The following is a 23,131-nucleotide window of genomic DNA, read 5'->3' on the forward strand; positions in this document are numbered from 1 at the left end:
ACCTATTTACAAAATAGCAAGAGAAACACACAAGAGGCAGCAAACAATGTGGCTGAATATACCAATGCAAATCGACTGAATTTCTGTGTCTTTTGTGTGAAGTAGTGGGCCTCAATCAATGAATCCGAGATCAGTTTCTTCATAACTTGAACCGATTCTTTAGTAGATTCGTGCAGCAATCTGGTTATAGCTTCTTTACTACTAGCTAATGCTGTATTGAGAACCTTTTCAGCTTTTTCTTTGGCATCATCTTTCCATTGAGAGGAAATGCTTTCCATTTCCTCTCGGAACTGTGCCAGCAAATCCTGATGAGCTTTCCGATTTTCCTCAATCAGTTGCACATTCATAGTCTGAAGCATGAGGATTGGATCGTCTTTACCCAAAAGTACACCATGTTTGACAGTGATGTCTTGAATGATTTTATCCAGTTTTTCTGACATTAGATCACCCTGGCGCTATCCAGCTGTCCAAACAGTTGATCTCGAACGATTTTTAAGCGTTGGCGCGTCATAATGCTTTTCTCTGGCGTACCCAACACTTCATCGAAGGTCAGCTTTTGTTGCAGCATTTCGGTTAAATCTCGGCCATAGGTTTCTTTTTTCAGATCGGGGATTTGAATTAAGGCTGATATTCTGTCCTTATTATCTAGATAGGCTTTCAGTTGTTCAAATGCTTTACCTCCATGTTCAATGGCTCCCCAATAGGGATTGAGCCAGACAACAAACTGAGCTTCATTTGCAAACTGGTTAATCAGCTGTGCGAAGCCATTAATGGTATCGAATAAGGCTTGGCCTCCGGTTATGACAGTATGAATCACCATTTCATGGCCTAATTCCTTTAACAAAGCCGGAACTTGATTGCTGATGAGGTAGTGAGATAGCGGTACAAAAGAACTGGCACCGTTGTCAATGACTACATCATTAGTTGTGGAGGCAATTTTTTCAATGAGCGTATCAAAAAGACGGGGGTTAATTTCATCACCACTCATAACTTGAATATGATCAACGTTTAGAGCTTTAAAACCATGAAAGGTGGAGTTGATAGGGTCAGTGTCAATGCAAAGCGGTGTGTGGCCTTTGTGCTGTTTGTATTGAGCTGTGGTTGCTGAAATAAATGATTTGCCGACACCACCTTTTCCCTGCAGTGTGATATGTATTTTTGCCATTACAAGAGTTCCTCCAAGTTGGGTTTGGGATTAAAAGTAAAGCCGCGAATTTCGGTTTTTGCCTTACTTTTAGCCTTTTCATCATCCTTGGTTTTTTCCTGCATAGATGGCTTTGTTTCTGCAGCAATCAAACGTGCTACATAGCCACAAAAAGTTTTATATGAAAATGAGATTTTGCCTTCTTCAACTAAGGTTTCCCAGACAAGCTTTATAGACCAGCCATCAGCTAGTGCTGAAGCGATATCATTTTTTAATGCAAGAAATGCGGCTTTATTTACAGATTTAGCAGAGGCTTTTCTTAACATTTGCTTTGCTGCGATTCGTTCGCTGAGGGAGTTTCCCATGTCATACCATCAACTTATTATTGTTCTCTTTCTGATAGTACAAACTATTTTGTTGCTGTGCAATAAATCGAGTTATTTTATTTCCTTTTGGCGTAATTAAACCTTCTCTAAAACGCATCAATATGTAATTTATCGTAATTATTGGTAATTATTAGAAATTAATTTGGTTTCAAAACAAATAGCCTTGTAATTACATAAAATTACCTGATAGTATGCTATTAGATGAACTTAAAACGCAGGGCAAGATAGGTGAAGTTAGCTAACCAGCAAGCTGGCTACCAAACCTCACAAGTCTTATTCGCACCTTCGGTACTCAACGAAAACCCTATGTTTTAAGGTCAAATCAATACCCAAAGGATTGCATAACCACTTAATTAAGAGGTCGGCATCCTTATGGACGAGAAGCTTAAAACACCCACCAGAAAAAATGGTCGCCATCTTCGCGTACCTGTTTTGCCTTCCGAAGAAACTCAGATTAAATCGAATGCAGCCACAGCTGGGCTTTCAATTGCCGAGTATTTAAGAAGGATTAGTCTCGGTTATCAAATTCAAAGTAGTGTTGATAAGGATTATGTGCTGCAACTAGCCAAGATAAATGGAGACTTAGGACGGCTCGGTGGACTGTTAAAACTATGGCTGACTCAGGATAAACGCGTTGCACATTTTGACCTCCAAACAGTTAAAACATTATTAAATCGTATTCAAGCTACCCAGGATGCAATGTTGGAAGTGGTGAAAAAATTATGATTATTCGCCATATTCCCATGAAGAAAACAAGGCTTAGTAGTTTTTCAGGTCTTGTTAAATACCTATGTAATCAACAAAATAAACAGGAGCGAGTGGGCAAGGTCAGGTTATCAAACTGTAACAGTATCGATCCCATTTGGGCTGTTCAAGAGGTTTTGGCTACGCAAGCTAAAAACCAAAGAGCGACTGGAGATAAAACGTATCACATGCTTATTTCTTTTGCTCCAGGAGAAAACCCTTCGGCTCAAATTTTACAGGAAATTGAAGATACAGTGGCATCATCGATTGGATTTAAAGAACACCAAAGAATCTCAGTTGTTCATCATGACACAGACAATCTTCACATTCATGTTGCGATTAATAAAATTCATCCTCAAACCTTTAATATGATTGAACCTTTCAGGGCATATAAGATTTTTGCTGAAGTCGCATCCAAGCTAGAAATTGAATTAGGTCTTCAAATAACCAATCATCAAACCCGTAAAAACCATTCAGAAAATCTTGCTGACGATATGGAGCATCATTCAGGTATTGAAAGCTTAATTAATTGGATGAAACGCTATTGTAAGGAAAAAATCGAGGCTGCCAGTAGTTGGAAGGAGATTCATAGTATTTTGACAGAACATGGGTTGATAATTCGAATTAAAGCCAATGGTTTTGTGTTCTGCAATGTCCAAGGGCTTACTGTTAAAGCAAGTTCAATTTCCAGAATTTTTGCTAAAAAAAATCTCGAATCCAAGCTAGGTTCATTCGTACCATCGCACCCAGAAGACGATGGAACTGCATCAAATGTTTATCATTATGAACCATTAAATAAAAAGGTACTTGGCACCAATCTCTATGCTAAATATCAGCATGAAAAATCACACAATAAAAGTTTCGTTTCAGACAAGCTTAAAAAGTTGCGTGAGGCCAAAACAAAACTTATTGAAAAGGCGAAAAAGCGAGGACGAATTAAACGAGCGGCTTTGAAGTTAATGAACCTTTCTGAAGTACAGAAAAAGTACCTCTATCAACATATAAACAAAACGCTGCTTAATGAGATTGAGAACATAAGAAAAAATTATGCAAAAGAACGTAGTCAGTTATTAGATTCTTATCAAAACAAAACCTGGGCTGACTGGCTGAAACAAAAAGCACAAGGCGGTGACCAAAATGCTTTAATGGCAATGCGGTATCGTAATCGTAAAAATAAACATGATTACACCATATCAGGATCAGGCCCTTCTTTTTCTTCCTCTTTAAATTTTGGACAAATCGACTTGGTTACTAAAGAAGGTACGGAGATTTATAAAAAAGATAACAGTATTATTAGGGACAATGGAAAGGAAATTATCATTTCTAAAGGCGGGTCTATTCCTGCGCTTAAACGAGCCTTGGAAATGGCAAGGCAGCGCTATGGTGACTGTATTTGTGTGAATGGGTCTCCATTATTTAAAAAGATTATCTTGCAGATTGTTATTCAATATCAAATGCCAATCACTTTTGCTGATTTGGATTTGGAAAATCAACGTCAAAAACTAAATTTTGAACAGGAGAAATCCCATGATCAATCAAGAGCAAACCGACAAAGCCATCGAGGAAGAACTTCAGGAGGCCATGAGGCTGCTGGAACAGCCACTGGAAAGAGAAGGGGTAGCACAAAGCCCAACTCTTTCAGCATTAGACAAGGCTCGCCAGCCAAAGATCACAACAGCTTGCGAAACCTGTCCAAATGCGATCTGGTTCAGCTCACCGGAAGAGGTCAAGTGTTATTGCCGGATAATGCACATGATCACCTGGAGCGGCAAGGATTCAAATTTGATAACCATGTGCGACGGGAAGTTTCTCGATTAAAGACAAATAGAAAGCATTACAAGAACCAAATTAAACCAATTTCCTATTGAAAGTTTGAAGTCAATAATTATTCCTCAGACTAAAAATGGTGCATTTTTCTTGACAATATACCCACCAAGGGTATATACCTATAGGGGTATATTGGAGAATTATATGTCAAAACACCCTAAGCATCATGAAGAGTTGTCTCGACTTAATAGAGTAACCGGACAACTCGAAGGCATTAAGCGGATGATTGAAGAACAACGCTACTGCGTGGATATCCTTTCTCAGTTACGCGCTGTTCGTAATGCAGTAAAAACTATTGAATTGGGTGTGCTTGAGCGCCATGTTTTAAACTGCCTTAATGAGGTCGCCTGCCATGGAACTTCTGAGTCGCGTCAGGAAAAAATGGATGAGATTATGGCATTACTAAAAAAATACGACTGAGGTGGATGATGAATACACAAAACCAGGATGCTAAACACCACAAAGAAGGGCATAGTTGTTGTGCTCATCAGCATCATCATGCACCTATGTCCCAATTTGAGATAACATCAGATCATGTAATTTACACCTGCCCTATGCATCCACAAATCCGCCAAGACAAACCAGGAACTTGCCCACTATGTGGTATGGCGCTGGAGCCAGAGCAGGTGAGCATAACAGAACAAAGAAATCCCGAGTATCACAATATGTTCTGGCGTTTTATCATTGCATCTATAGCAAGTATTCCAGTCATTTTCTTGAGCATGGGTGAGCGTTGGTTAAGCCCATTAATTCCAATGTCTCTATCGTTATGGACTCAAGCTATACTTGCAACGCTGGTGGTTTGGGGCTGTGGTTGGCCTTTCTTTTTAAGAGGATGGCAGTCTCTTCGCACCCATCATCTGAATATGTTTACCCTGATTGCTTTGGGCACTGGTGTTGCCTGGGGGTATAGCTTGGCAGTCGTTCTTTTTCCACAACTACTTCCCCTGCATATGCAAGGCGATGGCATGATGCCAGTCTATTTTGAAGCTGCAGCAGTGATTACGACTTTGGTGCTTTTAGGCCAAGTGTTGGAATTAAAAGCGCGTGAGCGCACCGGAGATGCCATTCGTGCATTGCTTCATTTAAGTCCAACAATTGCTCATCGATTAAATGACGGCGAAAATGAGGAGGACATCTCTCTTGATGAAGTAACGGTAGGTAATAGATTGCTGGTACGCCCTGGTGAAAAAATCCCGGTTGATGGAGAAGTAATTCAAGGTCAAAGTGATGTGGATGAATCCATGCTCACAGGTGAACCTATGCCTGTCGCCAAAGAAGTTGGCAATACGGTGATTGGTGGGACACTGAATCAACAAGGAAGCCTTGTTATCAAAGCAGCACACATAGGCAAAGACACGTTACTTGCCCGCATTATCTCCCAAGTCAGTGAGGCCCAACGCAGCCAGGCCCCTATTCAACGCTTGGCAGATGCTGTTTCTGCTTGGTTTGTGCCTATTGTTTTAGCAATCGCATTGATTGCGTTTCTTGTTTGGTTTTTAGTAGGCCCCTCGCCTTCCTTAAGTTATGGCTTAATCGCTGCCATCTCCGTATTAATCATTGCATGCCCTTGTGCTTTGGGTCTTGCAACCCCCATGTCCATTATGGTTGGGATAGGAGAAGGCGCACGACGCGGTATTTTAATTAAAAACGCTGCTTCTTTGGAGCAATTAAGAACAATCAACACCCTGGTTGTCGATAAAACAGGAACATTGACCCAAGGTCATCCGGCGTTAACCCAAGTTATTCCAATTGCTAGTTGGCAAGAACAGGAGCTTTTGAGTCTCGCGGCATCTCTTGAGCGTCACAGTGAGCACCCACTAGCCAAAGCACTACGTGATGAAGCGCAAACACGTCAAATTACTTTAAGAGAAGCTACGGATTTTATTGCAGTTAGAGGAAAAGGCGCTCAAGCAAAAATCGATGGAAAAAGCGTTGCCATTGGTAATGCACAGTGGCTTTTGGTTCCTGCCGAGCAAATTCCTGATGCGGCGTTGAAGGCCCAAGAAGAAGGGGCTACTTTGATTTATTTGACAGTTAATAAGCAGTTCGCAGGTGTTTTTGTGGTCGCTGACCGCATTAAAGAGTCAAGCCACGATGCTGTCGCCACGCTTATCAAAAAAGGTATACAAGTCATTATGCTCACCGGTGATAATGCCATTAATGCCAAAGCAGTAGCTCGACAAGTAGGTATTCAAAGGGTTATTGCCGAAGTCTTGCCCGATGAAAAAAGCAATATGATTGCTCAATTGCAACAGGAAGGGCATGTGGTTGCCATGGTTGGTGATGGGGTGAATGATGCCATTGCCTTGGCAAAAGCCAATATTGGTATTGCGATGGGAACCGGAAGTGATGTAGCAATTGAAAGTGCCGGCATTACCTTATTAGCAGGTGATTTAAATAAACTGGTAGAGGCTTATGAATTATCGGTGCATACAGTAAAGAACATCCATCAAAATCTTTTTTTTGCTTTTATTTACAATGCGCTGGGCGTGCCCATCGCGGCAGGTGTTCTTTTCCCATTTACAGGCTTATTACTAAATCCTATGATAGCTGGTGCTGCCATGGCATTAAGTTCTGTGTCGGTGATTGCCAATGCTTTGCGTTTGCGCAAGAAGCTGACATGATAGGAAAAATAATTAAATTAATTTAATTAATATTAGGGACAGAATGTACATGATGAATCAGAAAAGGGGTTTTAAGTATTTTGTGATAGGGCTGACACTGTTAATGCCTGTATTAGCACATGCAAAATCCCCGTTGAATCTCAAAGAGCTGACACAACTGGCAATTCAACAGAACAAGGATTTAAAAGCAGCGCGTTTTGCCATCTCTATTGCCGAGGCACGCTTGGTACAAGCAGGATTATGGTCAAATCCCAATATTAATTTAAATAACAACGACGACCGATTATTTAATAACGAGGGTGAATATTCGCGAAGTATCAGCTTTAACCAGGCCTTTCCCATATCAGGTCGTATTGCCAAGCAAAAAACAGTGGCACGCATTGATATTCTTCGCGCCCAGGCTGAGGTTTTTGAGGCGACCCGGCAGTTAAGTGCCAAAGTTGCTAATGCATATTATGCGGTGGTCATCGCAGAGAACCGCATGCAACAATTAAATTATTTACAAAAGATAAATCAAGAGTTGGTGCGTGTTATTCATAATCGCTACCATGCCGCTGAAATTTCTAAATTGGATGATAATTCGGCTCGCATTGAATACGCACGTATTACTCAAGAAAAACAACTGTTAAAAAGTCAGCTAATTAGCCAATATGCCCTTTTAAATCAACTCATTGGTCAAACACCCAATTCGCCACTGAACGTTAAAAAAACGATTAGGATAGCAAAAGGCATTCCTCCATTAGGAAACTTAATCAATCACGCCCTCAGTAATCGTCCTGACAGGAGGGCTTTGCTACTTGCTGGACAACGCGCCATGGCCGATAGACGTTTAGCCCAAGCTGAGCGCTTTGCTGATTGGACTCTTGGTGCTGGAGTGCAACAAGATAAAATCGTTGTGGAAGGCGGGTTACCGCAACCAGCTGATCGCACATTAGGGGTTTCCTTATCCATTCCTCTGCCTTTACTCAATCGCAATCAAGGGCGAATTATGGAGGCCTCCGCAACTGGAACTCAAGCCATGATCTCAGTAGATGCTTTAAATCTCACGATTGAAACAGAGGTTACGAGCAATTATGGCCAGCTTAATGCTCTTAAAACTAGTGTCGCGCAAACGCAAGGCACCTCCCTTCGTTTAGGGCTTGAAAACGTGAAACTTGCTCGTGAAGCCTATCAAAATGGACAAGTTTCTTTTTTGAATGTCTTGCAGGTGCAAAGGCAACAAAATGATGTACAAATGGCCTACTTAACGACCATTGGCCAATATTTTCAATCTTATGTTGCCTTATGTACGGCTATTGGAGCACCCCATACAAACGGATTCTGCTCGTATTTATCCTTAACAAAGGACGTGACCAAATGATTCATACATTTAACTCCATCCGCCAAAGAGTGTGGTTTATTGTTTTACTGGGTATTTTCTTTCATTCGTCATTGCTAATGGCGCATGGAGACGAAATTGAAGTCAGCACGTCAGGCCCAGCCCAGTCGGTTACATTAACTCCTGAACAAACCAAAATGCTGGATATTCAGGTCTCCGAAGCCACGCCGCGCCCCATGGCTGACTTGTTAGCATTAAATGGTCAAATCCAATTACTGCCCAATGCACAGGCCGATGTCAGTGTGCGTATTAGTGGTGCCGTGACTGATATTGTGAGCAATCTTGGGGACAGTGTCACCAAAGGCCAAACATTGGCCACGGTACAATCTCGCCTAGTTGGTGATCCTCCACCTAGTGTCGCGGTAAAAGCGCCTATTTCAGGTGTTATTGATGCACGCAATGTGAATTTGGGGCAAGCGGTAGAACCCAACACCGTTTTATTTCACATCAGTAATCGTGAGCAAGTGCTCGCTATTGTTCAAGTGTATGAAGAGGATTTGGGCAAGATTAAAGTAGGGTTGGATGTGAATGTGCATGTTTTAAGTTATTCCAAGCGTATTTTTCCTGGAAAAATAACGCTTGTTGAACCAAATTTAGATCCCTTAACGCGCACCGTGAACGTCCAAATTAGTCTTGATAATAAAGAGGGATTATTAAAACCCGGCATGTTTGTACGTGCCAACGTGGTATTACGATTTACTCAGGCAGCACTTACGGTACCTAATAACGCCATACTGGAAATTGATAATGCCACCTTTGTGTTTGTGAAGAATGGCACAGCCTATGAGAGGACGGTGGTTAGCCTTGGGGCTCGTGATGATAAGTATACTGAAATTAAAGAAGGTTTAGTTCCTGGCGATGAGGTGGTCACGCAGGGTAATCGAGAATTGTACACATTATCTCTAAGTGGTGGCGGCACTAAAAAATCTGGTGATAAGGAGCCTCACTAATGTTTACACGCTTAATTGCCTGGTCGCTTCATAATCGCCTTTTGATTTTAGCTTTAACGCTCGTGCTGTGTCTTTTAGGTGGTTACACCTTAAAACAAATGCCAGTAGATGTATTCCCGGAATTTGCCCCTCCACAGGTGGTGGTGCAAACCGAAGCGCCGGGCATGGCCACCCAAGATGTGGAAACGCTAATTACTTATCCATTGGAAAGTGCGATTAATGGCACACCAGGTGTAGCCAGTGTTCGCTCTAAAACATCGGTAGGTTTATCCACCATTACCGTGGTTTTTGATGACCGAACGGATATTTACCGTAATCGACAACTGGTAAATGAACGTATTCAACAAGTCAGTAATCGACTCCCACCCGGGGTTAATCCTCCAGTGATGTTACCGGTAACCTCTGCAGTGGGTTGGCTTGTCAAATATGCCTTAATCAGTGATACGGTAAGTCCTGAAACATTACGCACCATTTCAGATTGGACCATCAGACCCCGAATTCTAGCATTAGGTGGGGTTGCGGCCGTCGTGTCACTTGGTGGGGAGGTCAAGCAATACCAAGTGCGTTTAATTCCTGAGCGCATGCTTTCTTATGGGATTACCATCGAAGAAGTACGCCAGGCGTTAACCACTGCGAATCAAAACGTACCTGGCGCTTTTATTCACCAAGCCGGTAGCGAGCTTGTGGTCGGAACTATGGGGCGAATCCAGTCCTTAGAAGACATTAAAAAAACCGCCATTGTGGTACGAAAAGGAATTCCTATCACGATTAATAATGTAGCTACCGTTGCTTTTGGTGGTGAAATAAAGCGCGGTGATGGTGCTTACAATGGAAAGCTCGCGGTGATTGGCACCATTTCCAAAGCCTATGGTGCCGATACGGTGACAACCACGGCTAAAGTGGAGCAAGCGCTAAAAAACATCAAACTCACTCTCCCCGCAGGGGTGGCGTTAGAAACGGAAGTCTTTCGTCAAGCCAATTTTATTGAATCAGCGATTCATAATCTATCTCGCGCTCTTCTTGAAGGGGCAATCATTGTCATTGCGGTGCTTTTTGTGTTTTTAATGAATTGGCGTGCCTCATTTATTACCTTTCTGTCCATGCCTGTATCCTTTGTCATTGGTTTATTGGTGCTTCACTATTTTGGCATTGGGATTAACTCAATGACACTTGGTGGGATGGCCATTGCGATTGGCGAGGTCGTAGATGATGGCATCATCACGGTTGAGAATGTGGTGCACCGTTTAAGAGTAAACCGTCAAGAACTCCATCCTTTACCTGCCATTGAAGTGGTGTTTGATGCGGTACTTGAGATACGAAGTTCGGTTGTTTATGCCACCATTATTATTAGCCTTGTCTTTTTGCCTATTTTCTTTTTATCAGGGATTGCTGAGCGTATTTTTAGCCCCTTGGCCATTGCCTATATTGCCTCTGTCTTGGGTTCTTTGGTGGTATCGATTACCATGGTTCCGGCGCTTTGTTACCTTTTATTGGTTCGTGGCAAAGAAAAAGCAGAAGACTCTGAAGTGAGTCTACATGGCTTATCTCAGCGTGAGCGTCATTATGGGGTAGAGCAAAAAACGGAGCATGAGAAAGAGTCTGAAACCCGGTTTGTCCTGTTTCTTAAAAGGCATTTTCTAACAGCACTGCACTGGTCTTTATCGCATGTTAAAGCTGTGGTTGTGATGGCACTGGCTGCTTTTTTGTTTGCATTAACCCTACTTCCCTTTTTTGGTAAGTCCTTTTTACCGGAGTTTCATGAGGGAAATTTCATTATTGCTATGAGCACATTGCCAGGAACTTCATTAGAAGAGTCGATGCGTTTGGGACAACAGGTGCAAAAATCCTTAATGCGCTACCCACAAGTCATCTCGATTTCCCAACGCGCAGGTCGCAGTGAGTTGGATGAAGATGCGCTACCCCCTAATGTCAGCGAATTTGATGTCCGACTTGATTTTACTAGAGACAAATCGATGCCACCTGATGAGCTATTACGACGAATTCGTGCTGATTTAGCCAATATTCCAGGTGCGATGTTTAATGTGGGTCAGTTCATTGCCCATCGTATGGATGAAGTGCTTTCAGGGGTTCGTGCCCAAGTGGCGGTGAAGTTATTTGGTGATAATTTAACGACGCTCAATGAATTAGGTCAATCTTTAGAGACTGTTTTAAAATCTGTTCCGGGTGTTGTTGATGTCAATAAAGAGCAGCAGATTAATGTACCGCAACTCATCATTAAAATTGACCGAGAAAAGGCGGCACGTTATGGGGTCAATGTAGGGCAAATTTCTGAAGACGTACAAGTACTTTTAAATGGAGTCAGTGTTTCGAATGTTTTGGAAGGACAGCGTACCTTTGATTTGTACCTTCGTATGGATAAACCTGGACGAGATAGCATTAAAGCCATTCAAGACATGTTGATTGACGCACATGGCCAAGCCGAGGGAACTTCTGGTCAAGTGCCTTTGCGGGCTGTGGCTGATATTAAAGTAGAGCCCCAACCCTTTGCCATTAATCGGGAGAATGTGCAGCGGTTATTGGTCATTGGCTTTAACGTACAAGGACGAGATTTAGGCAGTGTCATTGCTGATGTAGAACAAGAGGTACAGGAAAAAATAAAACTACCCGCAGGCTATTTTATCCAATACGGCGGGCAATTTGAAAGCCAGCAACAAGCTTCTAAAGTGATTATTACCTTTGGTGCTTTAGTTATTTTCATTATGCTGGTCTTACTGCATAAAGCCTTTGGTACCTTAAGAGAAGCTTTATTGGTGATGTTTAATTTACCTTTGGCGTTAATCGGTGGGGTGATATCACTTTTTATCGCCAGTGGTGAGATGAGTGTGGCAGCCATGATTGGTTTTATTACCTTATTTGGGATTGCGGCACGCAATGGGATTATTTTAGTGAGCCACTACAATCAATTGCGGTTGCAGGGAAAAACTCGAGAGCAAGTGGTCATTGATGGGACACTCGATAGATTAGTGCCGGTACTTATGACAGCGGCTACCGCAGCCCTTGGTCTTTTCCCGCTCCTTTGGGGTTCACCCGCCGGTAAAGAGTTAGAGCGTCCTTTGGCACAAGTACTATTGGGAGGGCTATTGACTTCAACCGTGCTCAATATGTTTGTTGTTCCCACGGTCTATAACGCCATTGAACAATGGCGGGAAAGACATCAATCTTTAGATGAAACCAATAAGGAGAAACACCATGAACCAAAAACAATGCAACCGTAAGTTAAAGTGGTTTAGTTTGATAATGAGCTTTTTTATTTGGACAATACCTATAGAACTCTTTGCCGATACAAGCGAAGCGTCCAAAGTAACCATTCCATCAACTATCCCAGCCATTTGGAAAGCCATTGATGAGCAAGCGGTGTCGATTAATCAGGCATTAAAAGACAATCAACTCACCTCCATTCATGAGCATGCTTTTGCTATTCGCGATTTAGTCAATGCACTGCCTGCTTTAAGCAAGGATTTATCTGAAGAGCAGAAAAAAATATTACAAACAAATTTAAGTTATGTAGGGCAATTGGCCACTCGTCTTGATAAAACAGGGGATGCAAACGATAAAGAGGGAACTCAAGCCAATTGGGATAAATTGGAAAAAATATTAAGCCAATTACGTGCCCTTTATCAAATCTCATCATCTAATTAAGAGTATTTTTATGAAATTATCTTTTTGCGTTCAAGCAATACTTGCATTAAATGCCCTGTATGTTGGGCAAGCCCTTGCAGTTCAAAATCCGACCTCACATACAGTGACTAAACCCACCGTGTTGTTGATTAAAAAATATCAAACCGAAGTGGATGGTAAACCTACTGAATTATTTCGAATCGAGCAGCCTGATGGTACTTGGGGATATCATGGGGTTAAAGGCGACATGTTTGATGCCATTGTAAAAAATCAGACTGATAAGCCCACAGTGTTACATTGGCACGGCCTCATTGTACCAAATGACCAAGATGGAGTGCCCTATGTGACGCAAGCACCTATTCCCCCAGGCGGTGAGTTTCATTATCATTTCTTGCTCAAACAATCTGGGACTTATTGGATGCATTCGCACCATGATTTGCAGGTACAACAATTTTTATCAGCACCTTTGATTATCTCCGATGCAAAAGATAAGGCAAGTGAGAAAGAGGTTACTTTATTCATTGGCGATTTTAGCTATAAAAAACCAGAAGTGATTTTAAGTGAGTTAAAGAAGGGACAAATGACCCACATGCATCATGGAAATGGCATGTCTTCTATGCCTATGAGCCAACCCGAAGCCGATTTAAATGATGTCAATTATGATGCATTCCTAACCAACTATAAAACGTTAAAGAATCCAGAAATTGTTCCCGTTCATCAAGGAGATACTGTTCGGTTAAGGTTTATCGCAGGCTCTGCAATGTCTAATTTTTTTATCAATACAGGCATTTTAAAAGGAAAGGCGATTGCTATTGATGGGCAAGCGATTAAACCAGTAGAATCCAATCAATTTCAACTGGCTGTGGGACAGCGGATTGATGTTTTGGTGACCATTCCCCAAGGTGAAAACGCATATCCTATTCTTGCGCAAGGAGAAGGGACTGCGATGCAAACAGGTTTAATACTTACAACGCCTAAAGCGAATATCCCTAAACTAAATGAAAAAACGTCAAATAAAGCTGGCGCTTTAAACTATGATCAGGAATTTAAATTTAAGGCCTTACAGCCAATGTCAGCTAAAACTCCTGGACAAACGCTTACAGTCAATTTAGAAGGCGATATGATGTCCTATGTGTGGACAATTAACAATCAAAAATGGCCTGAAATAAAACCATTAACGGTTCAGAAAAACAAACGGGTTGAACTTGTCTTCAATAATAAAACGATGATGGCTCATCCCATGCATTTGCATGGTCATGTCTTTGAAGTGACTGAGATTGATGGGAAAAAGATAAGTGATGGTCTGTTGCACGACACGGTTTTGGTGTTGCCGAAATCAACTGTTAAGGTTCAATTTGATTCCGATAATCCGGGCAACTGGATGATGCATTGTCATATGCTTTATCATCAAGAGACTGGGATGATGACTCTGATGACTTATCAGGATATTAAATTACCAGACTTAACAAGCCATCATTGACGTTAAACACCATCTTTAAGGATTAAGCTGCTTTTAGAGAGTATTTTAGTCGCTCATAACTAAGAATAGTACTTACCTAGATGCGTCATTATGAGGATATGGGTAGTTTTGGCAACAACTGAACTGATCAGCTGTTGCCATTTGAAATGAATTTATGCAATATGAGCCACATTGGTCTTTTGCGATAATAGCAAACGGCTATTTAACTTAGCATATCTATAAATTTTTGATTTTAATTGTCGTTTCACTCCCTCGAGCCCTAACTTACTGTTGTTAGCCAGATCATTAAAATCGCTAAATTGTCGGGGGTTTGATAACTGCTCTCCCGGAGCAAAGGTCGGTAGAATGATGAAGCCATTAACTGAATCAGCTGCTTCTTTTCCTTTTTCTTTCCCAGGGTTAATACCTTTTGTTAACTCAAGGTGTTTGTCATCATCTGCAGCCACAATAATTGGAGTATTGGGATATTTATCATGTAGCGCTTTAGCGACTGGTTTGAGATTACCGGAGTCAAAGGCAGAGACAACAATAGGTAGCCCGGTTGCCTCTTTTATAGTTGCAGCTGTAGCATAACCTTCAGCAATAACAATGACAGGCGTTCCTGAAAGTTTTTCTAGGCCACCCAATACATGAAAACTGCCTTCCTTTCTTGAATCTTTTGCAAAGCGTTTGGTTCCATCTTCGGCAATGTATTGAACAGTCCAAAGTGTACCTTGGCAATCTGTTGCTGGAATACAGGTTAGTTTTCTTTCTTCATCCGTATAGGCGCCAGAATGAACCTGAATACCTTTGGCCTGCATATAAGGCGTGGGTTCCAAAATCTCTGTCATCATCGATAATTTTTCTTTGAGTCTTAATGCAGTACTTTTTTGCTTAGCTTCAAGCTCACGTTGGCGAGTTTGTTGTTGCTCGAGTGCTTCTGCCTTAAGCGTTGTCTTCTGTTCATCAGTTAAAATGTAACCCTTACATTTCCAATTAAGTTCGTCACCAGTTCGATTATTTTTAATATATCCAGCCGGAATACCATCTAAATGGGCCACATAAAATCCTGCCTTTTCACCGTTTTTATCACCCTCTGTAGCTATGCGATGAGGTTTACCATCCATAATTGGATGCCCACCTGAAACAATAGCACCAAGGCTCACCAATGCCGCCTTAAATTCATCTTCTGGTATAAGCGCTTTATCCTGGGTTAGTATTTGATTTTCAGGAAGCCAGGCTTTGATTTTCTCAACAGGAACACCAGGATTTGCATACCAACATTTTTGAACTTTATCCCAAGCAATACCTGGTGTTCCATCAGTGAGTTTTCCTATTGTGGATTTAGCACTCTCTTTTTGTTTGAAGGGGATGCTTAACCAGACCTTTTCAGAAGTGATGTTTTCAGGCGTCATAAAGGCTACCTCTTTAAGTTTCTCATCCTTGATTTCAATAAGTTCTGTTAGTTGAATGTCTTGGGTTTGCTCTAAAGCACACAGGTGATTAACTATTTTTTCTGCATCTGCAGATGCTCTGAATATTTCTAACGGCTCATCTTCCAGAACTTGAATCCACGATTTGATATATGCAGTGTGTTGAGAAGGGTCATGACCTATACCAAGCTCAGAACCTAAAAGCATGCTTGCAATTTCTGCTCTCAATTCTTCTTTAGCATAAGCATCTGAACCAAAGGGGTAGCCTAAATCTCTATCCAGTCTTGAAGGATGACCGCTCCAATGCCCAAGCTCATGCAGGGCAGTGGCATAATAGTTTGCTGCAGATTTAAATTGCTCTTTTGGCGGAAGATGAATGCTATCAGTCGATAATCTGTAAAATGCTCTGTCCGCTTCAGAATGAATAATGGTGGCGCCAGAGTTATGCAGTAGTTTTTCTGCTCTTTCAATTAAGGACCAGTCCGGCTCTTTTGTAATGAGTTCGGGCATATTATCAATCTGTGAGGCATGAAATACTGTTGAATAAAACACCTTGGGTCGTTCAAGATTCACCTGCACTTTTAATGGATTACCGTGCTCATCAAGCACAGGTTTACCAGCATCATCTTGTTTGATTTGTTCTTCATGAAATTTCCAATACTGAATCGTCGTGCCTTTTTCTCCCTTGCGCACTTGCGCATCCATGCTTTGTGCTTGTTTGTAAGTTAACCAGCGATTGTCATCACTTTGGTTCAGCATTAAATACAATGCATTAATCCCGCGATAACGTTTTCCTGTTATCGGATTATAAGGAACTTGACCATTACCTGTGCCTGGCTCCCATGGTTTTAGCCAAGGTGCTGTTCCTGCTTTCAGGCTCTCAATAATTTGATTGGCAACGACTTGATGGTAAGGCATTTTAGTCATAAATAGCCTCCATCGCGTCTTCTTCATTGAGTGCATCTTCAAAAAATGCGCCCATGATGTCTGCTTCTATCGGACTGACCTCGACAAGAAAGCCAGGGATTACTAAATCCTCGAACTTTTCTGAAATCACATCCATTAGCTCGGTTTCATGATTCATGTGGTTTTCTCCCGTTTATTAATTACCCATATGGGTGTGATCATTCCCTTGATTTGTCTTGTGTGAACAAGACCATAATATCGACCATCGAATGACCATTCGCTTTGACTGGTCATCGTCATGATTTCATCTTCTTGAAGTTGATAATTCATTACCTGCCATTGAGGTAAAGTGCGGTTCATTCCATCCTGTAATTTTGGTTTTGAATAAGGAGTTAGCATTTGATTCACATAAACTCCTTCATTTGTCGTAGAGAGGACATCGCCAGATACAGCCACTATTTTTTTCATTAAATAGCCATATCCATTGCAATAAAGACCAGGGTCTATATAACCTCTGTTCTTGGCTAATCTGAAAGTTTTCCTATCATCTGGGCAAAAAATCACATAAGCATTTTTTAGTGGCTCTGTGCCGGTGATGCGATATAAGCCTATAGGAATGGACTCAGTAAGATTTATCTTAAAGCCCATAGAATGGAATAACATACCTGCAGCAATAGTGCTTATCAGAAAAATAGCGATTATGACGGATAGTTTTTTCATAATCGGATCATCTCATCTTCACTTAAACGAACACGTAACATATCTGATTGAGCAGGAGCCTCTACAGATGCCCTAGCCATGAAGACTGGATCTTTAAAATAAAGCGGTTGTTTACCATAAATGGCAGGGAAGCCCGCTGCATAAACAACCATATCCCCAGCTTCAATAATCAGGCCATTAGAATCTTTTTTGGGGCCTGGCATACGCAGGCACTCATCAACAGTTAAAAGAGGTCTCGATATTTCTTGAATGGTTTTTGATATTTGATTTAAGAACGTAGAAAAGCGTTTCCCACTGGTAGTGATGTGTTCTTTAACAATAGTTGTTTGACCTGTCAGCTTGGAAAGATGTTCTGCTGTTTCAACCCTGTTGGGTGGATAAGCATTTTGGATGTGGCAATTAGAAGTGATGGTCTCATCAGGCCCATAACCACGTTCACGGCTTTTAAGCTGATTAATGTCCTGGCAAATTAAGTAAAACTTTAAACCATAACCTGCAACAAAAGCTAATGACTCTTGTAGAATATCGAGTTTTCCAAGGCTAGGAAATTCATCAATCATGCAAAGCAGTCGATGTTTATACGTTTTTTTAGCGCTCACATAAGATAATCCTTTGTCATTGGATATACGCTCAAATTCCATTTTGTCTGCCAATAGTCTTACTATCATATTAATCATTACTCTAACCAGAGGTTGAAGCCTGGCCTTGTCATTAGGTTGAGTAACAATATAGAGACTCACAGGATTTTCATGGTTCATCAAATCTCGAATACAAAAATCGGAAGACGAGACGTTATGTGCTACCACCGGATCTCGGTATAACGCCAAATAAGATTTTAAAGTAGATAATACAGAACCTGCTTCTTCTTCGGGGCGGTCTATCATGTCACGCGCAGAGGCTGAAATAACAGGATGGGTTTTGCCTTCAATATGCGGGTATTGCGTCATTTCAATGAGCAGGTCGGCAATATTAATATTGGGATCAACCAGCATACGGTCAATATTGGGAAATGTAGCTGGTTCTCCCTGGTTTTTCAGTTTATAAATCGCATGCAGAATAAAACCAACCAAAAGGGCTTGAGAGGTCTTCTGCCAATGCGTTTCCAATCCTTTACCATCGGGATCAACTACAAGTGTTGCCAAATTTTGCACGTCACCGACCTCTGATTCCGTACCGACTCTGATTTCATTTAGTGGGTTCCAGCGTGCACTTCCTTTTAACGTTGCCGGTTCAAATCGAATGACTTTGTTGTTAGCATGTTTCTGACGCCATCCAGCAGTCATTGCCCAAAGTTCACCTTTTAAATCGGTAATGACGCAAGATTGTTTCCAGGATAGAAGGGAAGGGATCACTAGACCAACTCCTTTCCCTGAGCGTGTTGGTGCATAGGTTAAAACATGCTCAGGCCCATTGTGGCGCAAATAATGAATCTCTCCTTTGTCATCTTCGAATGCCCCAACATAAACTCCTTCATCATGTCCAATGAGGCTCGCACTGTTTAAGTCTTCCCAATTAGCCCATCTGGCTGAACCATGGAGGTAATCACTCACATTGTTCTTTTTAAAATATTTGGAAGCCAATACGATCATCATTAAAAACAGACAACCCATCATCACAATGAGGCCAAAGGCAGCATTAAAAGAATCTGGGTAATAGGATTGATATTTACTAGCCCAGATAAAAATCTGCCAAGGCATATAAATATGGGCGAATGAAGCCCCTAGGACATCAGCATAGTGAAATTGATGCGCGAAAAACTGCGTGCCAATTTGCATGCTGATTAGAAAAGAACAAATCACTAACCAGGTATGCGTTTTATTTGTCTTGCTATGATTTTTTTCTCTGACTTGGGGGCCTATGGCTTGATTCAGTTTGTTTTGGCTCATTGGCTCTCTCCCGATGCCTTTTGGTTCACAAACTGACTGACCTCATCTGATGTATCAGTACCTGAACTAAAGCTACCTCCAGGAGTACCCATAGACAGAATATTTTGTGCGTTGGATTCTTGCGATTCAGAAGCAGATGAATCTACCTTGTTCTGAATTGCCTCAGCAATTTTCCCACCTGTTGTGTCAGCAATTTTGTCTGCAATGGCCTCTTTAACCGAGTTTGCTTTTTCACGAGCCACATCCATAGTACCTGATGCTAAATGGGAACTAAAAGAACCTGCAAATTTGGTAGCTGTTCCCATGGCTTCAGCTAAACCACCAGTTTTAGAGCCTTTATCCATTCCTGACAGAGAACTTGTATCACCAGAGTTGGTTGATTGGCTGGCTGCTTTAAACGCGGCATTAAGCGCGGATAATCCTCCACCACTTTGGGCAAGTGCGGTGCCTGCTGCACCTGCCATGGCAGCACCTGCAATTCCTGCAGCTCCCATAGCTCCACCAAGACCGAGTCCACCGCCACCACCAGAACCACCTCCTGACACAATGCCAGCTAAAGCAGGTGGAATTTTGTCAATAAGAACCAATAACAGTACGGCAACTACCAGCATGACAAACATTTCTTTAAGCATGATGTTTTCAGACATTGCAGCGTAATATTGATCTACAAAGGATTTACCAATACCAATAATTAAAATCATGGCAAAAGCTTGTAATGCAATCCCCAAGACAGTTTTGTAGTAGCTAATTGCAATATCCTGAGTCCAACGGCCACCGCCAAACCCCAATAAAACAATGCCACCATAAGTTAAAATCCATGCGGTGATTAAGATAATGAGCATATTGATACTGACTAAAGCCAATATAATCAGAATAACCCCTGCAACGAGTAATCCTACTGTAGTTGCTGCAGGAGACCAGATGGATGAGCTGTCTATGGCTTTTGAAACAATATCAAACCCAACATCCACAATATCAGAAGGAGAGACATGCTCATTAATCCCAGAAGCTTTGGCTGCAAGTTGCCGCATGGAGTCTATTATCGCTTTTGCAATTGCAGGTCCATTGTCTAAAATCCAATAGAAAAAACCGACAACCACAAAAAACCGTACTGTTTCGCTCAAGAATTCTTGAATGTCTGCTCTTCGCAATGCCATCAAGCCGTAAGTCCACACCATACTGATTGAGGCCAAAGACCAGAACAAATATCTTGCGTAACTCAACATGGTTTTGCTCCATAGCGCGGATGTGCTGGCAAACCGTTGTAAAATATTATCCAGTAAGTCACGACTATCCATGCCATGCCCCTGAGCATGGCAACAAGCAGAAAACCCAAGTAAACAGAAAAGGATAAAGTAAGGAGCTATTTTTTTATTCATACCATCACCACTTCTTGCCAGAGCTTTTGGAATAGCTACCACCACGGAAACACGCATCACCAATCGCTTGGAGTTCTTCTTTAGTTCGACCCTCTCTTGAACTGCCGCATGTTAGAGAAGCCAAATGTTCAGCCTTTTTTTGAGCTGTAGTTTCAGCACTGTCGCAACCTGACAGCACACAAGTAAGAACCAAAATTGATAAACATATAACTTTCATTTTCCTCTCCTTTTTATGATGGATTACCATTTTTTCCCTGAGCTTTTATGGTATGCCCCTGATCTGAAATGCTCATCTCCTGCAGTCTGTATTGCTTCTTTGTTGGCATTCGCCGCATCTTTGACTGCCTGGGCATTCTGTTGCGCCAATAACACGCCTCTGATTTGAAGTAATTGATGGGATTGATTACTTGCTAATTGAGAAGCGGCTTGAAGAGCCTGTTTTTGGCCTGCAGCACTTTGTGCTTGAGATTGCAACGTACGCAGCTTTGCAGAATCATTTTTTAAGCTCTGTTGTTGTTTATCAATCCCTTTGAGCATGGCATCATTGGAGCGTTTTTCAGCAACAGAAGCCGCTAATCTGCTTTGTTTGATTTTTCTAAGTTCTTCAGCAGAACATTGACCCGTGCCATTAAAACACGGGGTCTTTTGGTAGTATTCCTGACTTTGGAATCGGTCAAGATACCCTTGGAGGCTGCCAGCTTCCTGCTTGTAGTAATCAATGGTATCAGTCGACTCAAGCAAATTATTAATAACCGAGTTGGCATTATCCCATTCAAAGGAAGTCAGTGATTTGGTGTTGTCTAACATGTTTTGATATTGATCCATCTGATTTTTGTATTGATCGACTTGCGTTTTATACTCGCTAAGCTGAGTTGCAATCATTTTTCCATTTTGAATCCAGTTCGCAATGTCAAACACAGGCGCACCACCCGCGAATATTGGTAAAGCAAAGCAATAAATAATCATGGATTTAAATTTCATAATGCTCTCCTTCATTGATAAGCAAATTGCTTATATGGTTGTTTAAACGTTAAATCTTTCACTACGATGATATTGAAACGATAACCTGGACGGACATTGATAGTCGGAGACACATTTAGGTTTTTTGAAACCAGTTGTGAAGTAACCTCGCCCAACTGTTGTCCTAGAGCCTGACTCATGACACTGCCAGCTGTGGGCTGGGCGTAACCCAATTGGTTAGATTGATTTGTATTTTGGCTATAAGTAATACCCGCAATAATGCCTGACATTAAAAGCGCTGAACCATAAATTCGCGCATAATGGTGATCTACCTGATCGCGAAAACCACCATATCCAGCACTATCAGCACCGGGCATAGAGCCGATATCCAGAGCTTTACTGTCTGGAAACACCAGACGTTGCCACGCCACTAATACGGAAGACTGACCAAAAGGGACATCACTGGAATAAAGCCCCAATATCTTGGTGCCTTGGGGTATTAAAAGATATTTTCCGGTAGCGGTGTCATATACGTTTTGTGATACTTGAGCGATGATTTGACCTGGTAATTCTGATGAAATACCGCTAATCATTACCCCTGGAATCACGCTGCCAGCTCTTAGTTCGTATCGACTGTTTGGATTTTGCAACGTTGAATTTAAATGCCAGCGCATTTCATTTTCTTCCCCACCTAATGTTTGTGGCATAGGTTTGGCCTGTCTTCCTTGTAATAATGCGAGCTGCTCTTTAAATGCTGATGAAGGGTCGATGTTTAATGTCATCTCATTGCTATTCATGGAAGTTTTAGTAGTGTCGCGATTATTCAATCGTGGGTTATCTACCATTACGGATGACTTAGCTTTGACAGCCTCTTCAAATTCTTGAGTTTTTTCCTGACGAATACGCTCGATTTCAGCTTCAGATACCTCTTGTGTCAGAGCATCTTCTTTGTGTGTAAGTTGTTCAGGAATGGGCAAAGGGCCTGCTTCATTATTAGCTATAGTGTCACTCTGGGGAGGAATCACTGCTGTTTTATGATTTCCTACCACATCATTAGCAAGGCTCATGGTATTTTTCTTAGTGTTCTTAACCTTTGCTATTTCTTGTGGCTGGTTTTGCGCATTAGCCCGTTTATTGGCAACCAATGCGATGAGAACCACAAAAAGAGTTAAAATACCAATTGCAATCATGAGTGGCACATTATTTACTCGTTTTACACCTGTGGTTTCAAGCTTTTGCGGTGAATTGTCTGGTGACAAATAATCATTATTTCGATTCATTGTTCTTACTCCTTATGAGTCCATGCGCTGACAGGAATGATATTTTCATTGTTTTTTGCATACAGACGGCTCAATGTTTGTATTCCTACAAAAAGGCTTACTCGATAACTTTGAGGTTTAAGCTCATCAAGCACGTAGAAAAAATTAGCTTTATTCTTAGGGCATTGATTTTCATTGATGCCATAGCCCTTTTTTCTCAAATTTTGAATAAGACTTAAGCCAAAGCCATCGTTGACTGCCTGACCAATACAAAATGTATTTTGAGCAGGGGGATAGACTCGGGTTAATTGAGTGGCTGCATCTGTCGCCAAATAAGCATCTTTACCCTGAGGCATTTGGGTGAAATTGCCATAACGCATGCTGGCACAGCTTGATAACAAGACGGCAGCCAATAAAACACTTAGTTCTTTCAT

The 23,131-nt window shown here is 41.6% G+C and carries 21 protein-coding genes; 9 read left to right on the top strand and 12 right to left on the bottom strand.

The features are described from left to right. Positions 1 to 2: 2 nt before the first annotated feature. Genes B1207_RS12795 through B1207_RS12805 form a run of 3 tightly spaced genes read right to left on the bottom strand, consistent with a single transcriptional unit; the run spans position 3 to position 1,509 of the window. Positions 3 to 440 carry a conjugal transfer protein TraM gene (locus tag B1207_RS12795; RefSeq protein WP_112220344.1) on the bottom strand — a complete coding sequence of 146 codons (438 nt, stop codon included), beginning with the start codon at positions 438 to 440 and terminating at the stop codon, positions 3 to 5. Beyond that, positions 440 to 1,165: an ArsA-related P-loop ATPase gene (locus tag B1207_RS12800; protein WP_112220345.1), complete on the bottom strand. Its 726-nt coding sequence runs from the start codon at positions 1,163 to 1,165 to the stop codon at positions 440 to 442. Before B1207_RS12800 ends, B1207_RS12795 begins: the two co-directional genes overlap by 1 nt. Further along, positions 1,165 to 1,509 carry a TraK family protein gene (locus B1207_RS12805; protein ID WP_061639008.1) on the bottom strand — a complete coding sequence of 115 codons (345 nt, stop codon included), beginning with the start codon at positions 1,507 to 1,509 and terminating at the stop codon, positions 1,165 to 1,167. Before B1207_RS12805 ends, B1207_RS12800 begins: the two co-directional genes overlap by 1 nt. Before the next feature lie 393 nt (positions 1,510 to 1,902). Between B1207_RS12805 and traJ the strand changes: the two genes are divergently transcribed. The 9 genes from traJ to B1207_RS12850 all read left to right on the top strand — a co-directional run bounded on the left by traJ (position 1,903) and on the right by B1207_RS12850 (position 14,175). Further along, positions 1,903 to 2,256, top strand: coding sequence for a conjugal transfer transcriptional regulator TraJ (gene traJ, locus B1207_RS12810; protein WP_018576421.1), 354 nt, complete (start codon positions 1,903 to 1,905; stop codon positions 2,254 to 2,256). Further along, entirely contained in the window at positions 2,253 to 4,142 is a 1,890-nt protein-coding gene (traI, locus tag B1207_RS12815) for a TraI/MobA(P) family conjugative relaxase (protein WP_112220346.1), read from the top strand. Before traJ ends, traI begins: the two co-directional genes overlap by 4 nt. Before the next feature lie 103 nt (positions 4,143 to 4,245). After that, positions 4,246 to 4,521 (top strand): metal-sensitive transcriptional regulator, encoded by a 276-nt coding sequence (locus B1207_RS12820; protein ID WP_018576423.1) that lies wholly within the window; start codon positions 4,246 to 4,248, stop codon positions 4,519 to 4,521. Between the two features lie 8 nt (positions 4,522 to 4,529). Beyond that, positions 4,530 to 6,728, top strand: coding sequence for a copper-transporting P-type ATPase (locus tag B1207_RS12825; RefSeq protein ID WP_018576424.1), 2,199 nt, complete (start codon positions 4,530 to 4,532; stop codon positions 6,726 to 6,728). A 43-nt stretch (positions 6,729 to 6,771) separates the two neighbouring features. After that, positions 6,772 to 8,088: a TolC family protein gene (locus B1207_RS12830; RefSeq protein WP_018576425.1), complete on the top strand. Its 1,317-nt coding sequence runs from the start codon at positions 6,772 to 6,774 to the stop codon at positions 8,086 to 8,088. Continuing rightward, positions 8,085 to 9,056, top strand: coding sequence for an efflux RND transporter periplasmic adaptor subunit (locus tag B1207_RS12835; RefSeq protein ID WP_018576426.1), 972 nt, complete (start codon positions 8,085 to 8,087; stop codon positions 9,054 to 9,056). Before B1207_RS12830 ends, B1207_RS12835 begins: the two co-directional genes overlap by 4 nt. After that, on the top strand, positions 9,056 to 12,292 hold the full coding sequence (locus tag B1207_RS12840) for an efflux RND transporter permease subunit (RefSeq protein WP_018576427.1): 3,237 nt from the start codon (positions 9,056 to 9,058) through the stop codon (positions 12,290 to 12,292). Before B1207_RS12835 ends, B1207_RS12840 begins: the two co-directional genes overlap by 1 nt. Continuing rightward, positions 12,267 to 12,716 (top strand): hypothetical protein, encoded by a 450-nt coding sequence (locus B1207_RS12845; RefSeq protein ID WP_018576428.1) that lies wholly within the window; start codon positions 12,267 to 12,269, stop codon positions 12,714 to 12,716. The genes B1207_RS12840 and B1207_RS12845 overlap by 26 nt, the downstream gene beginning before the upstream one ends. Before the next feature lie 10 nt (positions 12,717 to 12,726). Continuing rightward, positions 12,727 to 14,175, top strand: a complete 1,449-nt coding sequence (locus B1207_RS12850) for a multicopper oxidase family protein (RefSeq protein ID WP_112220348.1) — start codon at positions 12,727 to 12,729, stop codon at positions 14,173 to 14,175. A gap of 152 nt (positions 14,176 to 14,327) precedes the next feature. Here the strand turns inward: B1207_RS12850 and B1207_RS12855 are convergent, their stop codons facing one another. The 9 genes from B1207_RS12855 to B1207_RS12890 are packed head-to-tail and all read right to left on the bottom strand — an operon-like array spanning position 14,328 to position 23,131. Further along, on the bottom strand, positions 14,328 to 16,514 hold the full coding sequence (locus B1207_RS12855) for a zincin-like metallopeptidase domain-containing protein (RefSeq protein WP_112220349.1): 2,187 nt from the start codon (positions 16,512 to 16,514) through the stop codon (positions 14,328 to 14,330). After that, positions 16,507 to 16,671: a hypothetical protein gene (locus B1207_RS16000; RefSeq protein WP_014842343.1), complete on the bottom strand. Its 165-nt coding sequence runs from the start codon at positions 16,669 to 16,671 to the stop codon at positions 16,507 to 16,509. The genes B1207_RS12855 and B1207_RS16000 overlap by 8 nt, the downstream gene beginning before the upstream one ends. After that, on the bottom strand, positions 16,668 to 17,213 hold the full coding sequence (gene traF / locus B1207_RS12860) for a conjugative transfer signal peptidase TraF (RefSeq protein WP_018576431.1): 546 nt from the start codon (positions 17,211 to 17,213) through the stop codon (positions 16,668 to 16,670). Before traF ends, B1207_RS16000 begins: the two co-directional genes overlap by 4 nt. Beyond that, positions 17,210 to 19,099 (bottom strand): type IV secretory system conjugative DNA transfer family protein, encoded by a 1,890-nt coding sequence (locus tag B1207_RS12865; protein ID WP_018576432.1) that lies wholly within the window; start codon positions 19,097 to 19,099, stop codon positions 17,210 to 17,212. The genes traF and B1207_RS12865 overlap by 4 nt, the downstream gene beginning before the upstream one ends. Next, positions 19,096 to 20,478, bottom strand: coding sequence for a P-type conjugative transfer protein TrbL (gene trbL, locus B1207_RS12870; protein ID WP_112220350.1), 1,383 nt, complete (start codon positions 20,476 to 20,478; stop codon positions 19,096 to 19,098). The genes B1207_RS12865 and trbL overlap by 4 nt, the downstream gene beginning before the upstream one ends. Before the next feature lie 4 nt (positions 20,479 to 20,482). After that, on the bottom strand, positions 20,483 to 20,695 hold the full coding sequence (locus tag B1207_RS12875) for a hypothetical protein (protein WP_112220434.1): 213 nt from the start codon (positions 20,693 to 20,695) through the stop codon (positions 20,483 to 20,485). Positions 20,696 to 20,718: 23 nt separating this feature from the next. Beyond that, complete coding sequence (trbJ, locus tag B1207_RS12880; RefSeq protein WP_112220351.1) at positions 20,719 to 21,459, bottom strand: P-type conjugative transfer protein TrbJ; 741 nt, start codon at positions 21,457 to 21,459, stop codon at positions 20,719 to 20,721. Between the two features lie 11 nt (positions 21,460 to 21,470). Beyond that, positions 21,471 to 22,718, bottom strand: a complete 1,248-nt coding sequence (locus tag B1207_RS12885) for a TrbI/VirB10 family protein (protein WP_112220352.1) — start codon at positions 22,716 to 22,718, stop codon at positions 21,471 to 21,473. A gap of 5 nt (positions 22,719 to 22,723) precedes the next feature. Next, complete coding sequence (locus B1207_RS12890; protein WP_112220353.1) at positions 22,724 to 23,131, bottom strand: conjugal transfer protein TrbH; 408 nt, start codon at positions 23,129 to 23,131, stop codon at positions 22,724 to 22,726.

It is taken from the genome of Legionella quinlivanii (genome assembly GCF_003265995.1).
Classification (GTDB): domain Bacteria; phylum Pseudomonadota; class Gammaproteobacteria; order Legionellales; family Legionellaceae; genus Legionella_C; species Legionella_C quinlivanii_A.

Bases quoted from the DNA above. Each gene is read 5' to 3' on its own strand.
- B1207_RS12885 (WP_112220352.1), bottom strand. From the start codon at position 22,718: ATGAATCGAAATAATGATTATTTGTCACCAGACAATTCACCGCAAAAG.
- B1207_RS12835 (WP_018576426.1), top strand. From the start codon at position 8,085: ATGATTCATACATTTAACTCCATCCGCCAAAGAGTGTGGTTTATTGTT.
- B1207_RS12875 (WP_112220434.1), bottom strand. From the start codon at position 20,695: ATGAAAGTTATATGTTTATCAATTTTGGTTCTTACTTGTGTGCTGTCA.
- B1207_RS12830 (WP_018576425.1), top strand. From the start codon at position 6,772: ATGTACATGATGAATCAGAAAAGGGGTTTTAAGTATTTTGTGATAGGG.
- traI (WP_112220346.1), top strand. From the start codon at position 2,253: ATGATTATTCGCCATATTCCCATGAAGAAAACAAGGCTTAGTAGTTTT.
- B1207_RS16000 (WP_014842343.1), bottom strand. From the start codon at position 16,671: ATGAATCATGAAACCGAGCTAATGGATGTGATTTCAGAAAAGTTCGAG.
- B1207_RS12850 (WP_112220348.1), top strand. From the start codon at position 12,727: ATGAAATTATCTTTTTGCGTTCAAGCAATACTTGCATTAAATGCCCTG.
- traJ (WP_018576421.1), top strand. From the start codon at position 1,903: ATGGACGAGAAGCTTAAAACACCCACCAGAAAAAATGGTCGCCATCTT.
- trbJ (WP_112220351.1), bottom strand. From the start codon at position 21,459: ATGAAATTTAAATCCATGATTATTTATTGCTTTGCTTTACCAATATTC.
- B1207_RS12805 (WP_061639008.1), bottom strand. From the start codon at position 1,509: ATGGGAAACTCCCTCAGCGAACGAATCGCAGCAAAGCAAATGTTAAGA.
- trbL (WP_112220350.1), bottom strand. From the start codon at position 20,478: ATGAATAAAAAAATAGCTCCTTACTTTATCCTTTTCTGTTTACTTGGG.
- B1207_RS12845 (WP_018576428.1), top strand. From the start codon at position 12,267: ATGAACCAAAAACAATGCAACCGTAAGTTAAAGTGGTTTAGTTTGATA.
- B1207_RS12800 (WP_112220345.1), bottom strand. From the start codon at position 1,165: ATGGCAAAAATACATATCACACTGCAGGGAAAAGGTGGTGTCGGCAAA.
- B1207_RS12825 (WP_018576424.1), top strand. From the start codon at position 4,530: ATGAATACACAAAACCAGGATGCTAAACACCACAAAGAAGGGCATAGT.
- traF (WP_018576431.1), bottom strand. From the start codon at position 17,213: ATGAAAAAACTATCCGTCATAATCGCTATTTTTCTGATAAGCACTATT.
- B1207_RS12855 (WP_112220349.1), bottom strand. From the start codon at position 16,514: ATGACTAAAATGCCTTACCATCAAGTCGTTGCCAATCAAATTATTGAG.
- B1207_RS12795 (WP_112220344.1), bottom strand. From the start codon at position 440: ATGTCAGAAAAACTGGATAAAATCATTCAAGACATCACTGTCAAACAT.
- B1207_RS12865 (WP_018576432.1), bottom strand. From the start codon at position 19,099: ATGAGCCAAAACAAACTGAATCAAGCCATAGGCCCCCAAGTCAGAGAA.
- B1207_RS12840 (WP_018576427.1), top strand. From the start codon at position 9,056: ATGTTTACACGCTTAATTGCCTGGTCGCTTCATAATCGCCTTTTGATT.
- B1207_RS12820 (WP_018576423.1), top strand. From the start codon at position 4,246: ATGTCAAAACACCCTAAGCATCATGAAGAGTTGTCTCGACTTAATAGA.
- B1207_RS12890 (WP_112220353.1), bottom strand. From the start codon at position 23,131: ATGAAAGAACTAAGTGTTTTATTGGCTGCCGTCTTGTTATCAAGCTGT.